Below are 5,352 nucleotides of genomic sequence, written 5' to 3'. Positions count from 1 at the left end.
TTCCAGCTTGAGATCATCATCCAGTAGCAGCAGGCGATCGCCGCTGTAATCGGTGACCAGCAGGGTGCCGTCATAGGCGCGGGCAATCTGGCGCAGATCGCCACCCAGTTGCACCTCGTTTAGCCGCTTGCCGCTATCGCGCTCAAGCAGGGTGACGGAGCCTGCGCTCAGGTTGGCGGTGATGAGGCGCGGGCTCTGCCCCTGCCCCTCCTCATAGGCGAGCATTCCAGCGCCCATCTGCTGGGCAGTAGCAAAAGGGCTGACCAGCAGCAGGACGAGGGCCAGCAGGGGTGACAAACATGCACAAAGAGATGACTTCAACATGGGATCAGGAGTGCCATTGCAAGATGGTCCAGCGCCAGGCGTGGCGCAGCACCAGAGGAGTGAGCAGCAGTGCGCTCAGCCAGTGGGCCCAGCTGGCGAGGCCGCCCATGCTGTCCCCCGGAGTGCCGTGCAGGATCAGCAGCAGGCCGCTGGCCAGACAGACCAGCAGCAGCCCTTCGATGATGCGACCTGTGCTCCGCAAGAAGGGCTTGTTGCTGCGCCTCAGTAGTGTGCGATGAGAGATCCAGAAGGCGCCAAACAGCAGGGGGAACAGGGTGAGCGAGAGCGTCACATGGAAAAACAGAGCCCAGCGCGCCAGCGACCAGAGCGGGGTCAGCGGCTCCCACAACAGCAGGCCGGAGAAGAACATCAGATAGAGGGTGCCCTCGGCGGCCTGGTGGTGATAGGCCAGCCACTGCCAGAACTGTCGGGGTGAGAGGGAAAGGCTTGTCATTGAGGGCTCCAACGCCCGGGCGGTGCAGCCCGGGGGGAGCAAGTTTACAATGCAGTAAAGGTAATGAAAAGAGTTATCAATTCGGCTCTTAATGAATCAATCCTGAATGAAAACAGGGACTGGCTACTCGCGCTCTACTACCAACTTTTCTGTGATTGCATAGATAAGTGCCGCCAGTGAGAAGGCCAAAAAGACGATAACTGACCACTTAATCTCGACTTCATTGCCGGAGCTATTGCCCAGAAAGGCTTTGAGTACCTCGATCCCGGAGATGGTCACCAGGGAGTTGATGACGATGAGTTTCAGGGAGACGAAGTTGATCTTGTTGAACCAGTTGTCGGTCATCGCAGCGCGCTGCTCCGGGGTCTGAATAAACTGCAGATAGCCGCAGATAGCCACCAGGATCAACATCTGCGCCACCAATACGAAGTCCACTAGAGTCAGCACCCCTGTGATGAGGTCAAGATAGTGGATGTCGATGATGTTGCGGCACAGCGTATAGAGCTGCATGGCAAACTTCACCATCAACAGCGCTACGCAGACCAGAATGCACACATAAAAAGGGAACATCATCAACCGGCTGCCATTGAGCATCAAATTGAATCGGCGCATGAGAACTCCTGAGTAGAGGAAAATTGTGCTTATTATGGGGCGAAACGGCTGGCAAATGTTGGTTTTTGACTGGCTGCATCGCAAGGGCATCACCATCAAACTGGGCCCGGCTTGTCGGTTGTTATTCGATCTTGATGGGGCCTTTGGGCCTACATCGCTATCGGCCACACATCAGGAGTGTGAGAGGCAGGCGACCGGCAACCTAATGTGTCCGCCACACAGAGGAAAGTGGGGCACCAGTGACAAACATGAAAAGCCCAACCATAGGGGTGGGCTTTGGAATTTGGCTCCCTCGACAGGACTTGAACCTGTGACATACGGATTAACAGTCCGCCGTTCTACCGACTGAACTACGAGGGAATTGGCTCCTCCTACTGGACTTGAACCAGTGCATACGGATTAACAGTCCGCCGTTCTACCGACTGAACTAAGGAGGAATTGCCTGTCTCGTTGAGACGCAGCGGATATTAATAGCCTGTTGGCCGGGTGTCAACCCGCGACCCGACGCAAAAAATCGAATTTCGGCCCGTTTGCCCAAAACGTGGTCGTTGTGGACTATTTTCAGCACAATCAGCAGCTTGAAACGGACTTTTGCCGAGCACTTTTTCGTTTTGACACATGCGTGTCTGGCCGGGATCTGGCTGCCCTCGATGGCGAGCCACATAGCGGGCTTGCTGAGCCGAGGGGGAGGGCGGCGCATCGCGCCGGAGCAATGAAGCCATGACCCGGACCCGGCGGGAAGAGGTGTGGCGGATAGGGTGAGCGATTTGGCCGCGTCTGAATTTAGTTAGCAGGCAAAGTGAAAGATCGGCGTAATGGTGAGAAAAACCGGTGATATGTGGACAATAAACGGCGATTTTGCGTGGTAACGGTCATTCATTGATCCCGCCCATCGAAATATTTCATCGGCTGGAGTATGGTTGCCCAGGATACCATCGCCGCGTCGACAGCTCTGCCGGCCCTTGATGATGATCGGGCGCCGGTTCAATCCGGCCTTTATCTCCCTCTTCTGGTATTACGACATACATGCACAACCAAGCTCCTTTGCAAAGCGTGAAGCTGGCCATTGCTTTACGCCAATCCTGTATTGATGAACCCTATAGCCTCCCCCGCTTTGGTCGCGATCTGATCGCTGGCATCACGGTCGGCATCATCGCCATTCCGCTGGCCATGGCACTGGCCATTGCCAGTGGCGTGCCGCCACAACACGGTCTCTACACCGCCATCATAGCCGGCATCGTCATTGCCGTGACCGGTGGCTCCCGCTTCTCCATTTCGGGGCCGACCGCCGCCTTTGTGGTGATCCTCTATCCGGTGGCCCAGCAATTTGGCGTGGGTGGCCTCTTGATGGCGACCCTGATTTCGGGCTTCTTTCTGGTGGCCATGGGGATGGCCCGGCTTGGACGTCTCATCGAGTACATTCCGCTCTCTGTGACCCTGGGGTTTACCTGTGGTATCGGCATCGTGATCGCCACCTTGCAGATCAAAGATTTCTTTGGCCTGTTCGTGGCGCAGATGCCGGAGACCTACATAGGTAAGGTTGAGGCGCTGGCGTTAGCCCTGCCAAGCTGGCAATGGGGCGATACGCTCGTCGGGATTGCGACCCTGGCCGTGTTGCTGCTCTGGCCACGGCTGAGGTTGCCGGTGCCCGGTCACCTGCCCGCCGTGCTGGTGGGGGTGGGTCTGGGGTTTGGTCTGCACTATTTCGGGGTCGATGTGGCCACCATTGGCACCAAGTTCAGCTATACCCTGGCCGATGGCACTCAGGGTATGGGGATCCCGCCCATAGCCCCGACTCTTGTGATGCCGTGGGCTCTGCCTGGGCCGAATGGTGCACCGGTTGAGTGGAACCTGGCGGCCATTCAGCGGTTGCTGCCGGCGGCCTTCTCCATGGCCATGCTGGGGGCGATAGAGTCGCTGCTCTGCGCCGTGGTACTCGATGGCATGACGGGGCGCAAACACAGCTCCAACGCCGAACTGGTGGGGCAGGGGCTGGGTAACATACTGGCGCCCTTCTTCGGCGGCATCACGGCAACTGCCGCGATTGCCCGTTCCGCCGCCAACGTGCGCGCCGGGGCGACATCGCCTGTCTCCGGTATCATCCATGCCCTGGTGGTGTTGGCGGCCATTCTGGCGTTGGCGCCCTGGCTCTCCTGGTTGCCGCTATCGGCCATGGCCGCGCTGCTGCTGATCGTCGCCTGGAACATGAGTGAGGCTCATAAGGTCGTGGAGTTGGTGCGTCGCGCGCCTAAATCCGATGTGCTGGTATTGATGGTCTGTCTTTCGCTCACTGTCATCTTCGACATGGTGATTGCCATCACCTTCGGGGTGATCCTGGCGTCACTGCTGTTCATGCGTGAAATCGCCAAGATGACCAGGCTGCACGATCTGGCGGATCACAAGCGCTATGCCCACGAAGTGCCGGCCGGTGCCTTGCTCTACAAGATCAATGGTCCCCTGTTCTTCGCCGCCGCCGAACGGGTCTTTGGCGAGCTGGTAGCCCAAGTCAAGGGACACACGTTGCTGGTATTGCAGATGGAGGCCGTTTCCATTCTGGATGCGGGGGGGCTCTCCGCCTTCTTGCAGTTTGAACAGCAGATGGTCAAGGCCGGGGTGCAACTGCGGGTCGCCGAATTGCAGTTTCAGCCGCTGAAGACCCTGGCGCGTGCCAAGGTGCGTCCCGTACCCGGTCAGCTGGAGTTTTATGGCTCGCTGGAAGAGGCATTGAAAGGTGAACATAGCCAAGAACAGCCGGCAACCTGAGCAAATGGGATGCCGGTGTGGCAAGATTTTGCGCAGTTGGCTCGGTTCTTGAGCAAACAGACTGAAAGCTGCAAAATTGCGTTGACCCCAGGATACAGCATCCCTTACATTACGCCCCGTCGCCGCGGCATGGCCCGTAAGCGATGGTGCAACTCAGGCACCTGAAAATGTGAGAAATAATTTGGTGAGGTGTCCGAGTGGCTGCCCACCGACGAAGTCGGCAAAAAAAAGCACGCATCGCGTGATCCGAAAGCCACTTCAAAGAAGTGAAAATTTGGTGAGGTGTCCGAGTGGCTGAAGGAGCACGCCTGGAAAGTGTGTATACGGCAACGTATCGAGGGTTCGAATCCCTCCCTCACCGCCAAATGATAAGCCCAAGCAATTGCATTGCTTGGGCTTTTTCTTTATGTGTGATTTTTGATATGCCATCTGATATTGGCTGGTACGGCACTATGTCGTACAGCGTTGGATGCGCAGGTCGATACTGATAGGCTGTCGTCTATGGTAAGGCTCGCCCGAGCCCACAGCCAATGAGGGTGCAGCGGGTGTGATCTTTATGTGGGTAACAACCGCATTGGTGATGCTCTCCGGTGCTGTCGTGCTGAATGCCTGACCATTTACCGTACCCGATGCGTTAATGACTACAACCCCGGGTGCAACGCCCTGCTCAGCCCTTTGCGGCGCAAGTTGGGGCGTGTTTATGCGGATGGCGCTATGACAGCAAAACCAGCCATCAGCTTATCTCGCGTAAAGGGGCGGCAGCCTGTATCCCGCCTCGCAAGAACGCGGGGTTATGGGAAAAGGGACATCCGAGAAATGAGGCGGTGCTGGTGATGCGCAAGGAAGGGCTGGCGCACTGGAAGAAGATGTCGGGATATCACCGGCGCTCGCAGGCAGAGACGGCGATGTATCGGTTTAAGCAGTTGATGACGGGCAAAATCAGTCTACGTAACTACAACGGACAAGTGGGAGAGATCATGGCCTACGTGTGTGCGATGAACAAACTGAATGCCCTTGGTCTGCCTGTTAGAAAGTCCCAATTGTAGCTATTTATTGGGGCTGGGGAAGTTGTGGCTCATGTCTGATTTAGGAAACCACGCCCTGTTATCTATAAGTAAGGTATCCATACTTGGTCAAGTGGTTAAATAAGGCGTTGTTGCCCAAATCGATGCAGCTTGAATGGAACTAACTAAGGACTT

General features: G+C 56.7%; 3 protein-coding genes, 3 tRNA genes and 2 pseudogenes. 3 read left to right on the top strand and 5 right to left on the bottom strand.

The genetic code is table 11. The annotated features are described in order from the left end of the window. The 5 genes and pseudogenes from AAC083_RS21185 to AAC083_RS21165 form a co-directional block, all read right to left on the bottom strand. Positions 1–324 (bottom strand): annotated as a pseudogene (locus AAC083_RS21185) (hypothetical protein); the annotation flags it as partial. A 4-nt stretch (positions 325–328) separates the two neighbouring features. After that, a complete protein-coding gene (locus AAC083_RS21180) occupies positions 329–778 on the bottom strand; it encodes a hypothetical protein (RefSeq protein ID WP_108535550.1) in 450 nt (149 codons plus the stop codon). 123 nt (positions 779–901) lie between these two features. Continuing rightward, on the bottom strand, positions 902–1,390 hold the full coding sequence (locus tag AAC083_RS21175) for a YqhA family protein (RefSeq protein WP_042035645.1): 489 nt from the start codon (positions 1,388–1,390) through the stop codon (positions 902–904). Positions 1,391–1,674: 284 nt separating this feature from the next. Further along, a tRNA-Asn gene (locus tag AAC083_RS21170) sits at positions 1,675–1,750 on the bottom strand. Positions 1,751–1,752: 2 nt separating this feature from the next. Continuing rightward, positions 1,753–1,827, bottom strand: a tRNA-Asn gene (locus AAC083_RS21165). 589 nt (positions 1,828–2,416) lie between these two features. On the opposite strand from AAC083_RS21165, the gene dauA reads away from it, so the two are divergent. From dauA to AAC083_RS21150, 3 genes and pseudogenes are all read left to right on the top strand, one after another. Then, the gene (dauA, locus tag AAC083_RS21160) at positions 2,417–4,153 is read left to right on the top strand and encodes a C4-dicarboxylic acid transporter DauA (protein WP_108535549.1); all 1,737 of its coding nucleotides are present in this window, start codon (positions 2,417–2,419) and stop codon (positions 4,151–4,153) included. 276 nt (positions 4,154–4,429) lie between these two features. After that, positions 4,430–4,517 (top strand) — tRNA-Ser (locus AAC083_RS21155). A gap of 299 nt (positions 4,518–4,816) precedes the next feature. Beyond that, positions 4,817–5,199 (top strand): annotated as a pseudogene (locus AAC083_RS21150) (transposase); the annotation flags it as partial. Positions 5,200–5,352: the final 153 nt, after the last annotated feature.

The sequence above is a fragment of the Aeromonas sp. HMWF014 genome, assembly GCF_963878295.1.
In the GTDB taxonomy this organism is placed as follows: domain Bacteria; phylum Pseudomonadota; class Gammaproteobacteria; order Enterobacterales; family Aeromonadaceae; genus Aeromonas; species Aeromonas popoffii.
Note: the sequence above shows the minus strand (reverse complement) of the source record. Positions and strands in the feature narration are given on the sequence as shown.

Coding starts and splice junctions, on each gene's coding strand:
- AAC083_RS21175 (WP_042035645.1), bottom strand. CDS start 1,390: ATGCGCCGATTCAATTTGATGCTCAATGGCAGCCGGTTGATGATGTTC.
- dauA (WP_108535549.1), top strand. CDS start 2,417: ATGCACAACCAAGCTCCTTTGCAAAGCGTGAAGCTGGCCATTGCTTTA.
- AAC083_RS21180 (WP_108535550.1), bottom strand. CDS start 778: ATGACAAGCCTTTCCCTCTCACCCCGACAGTTCTGGCAGTGGCTGGCC.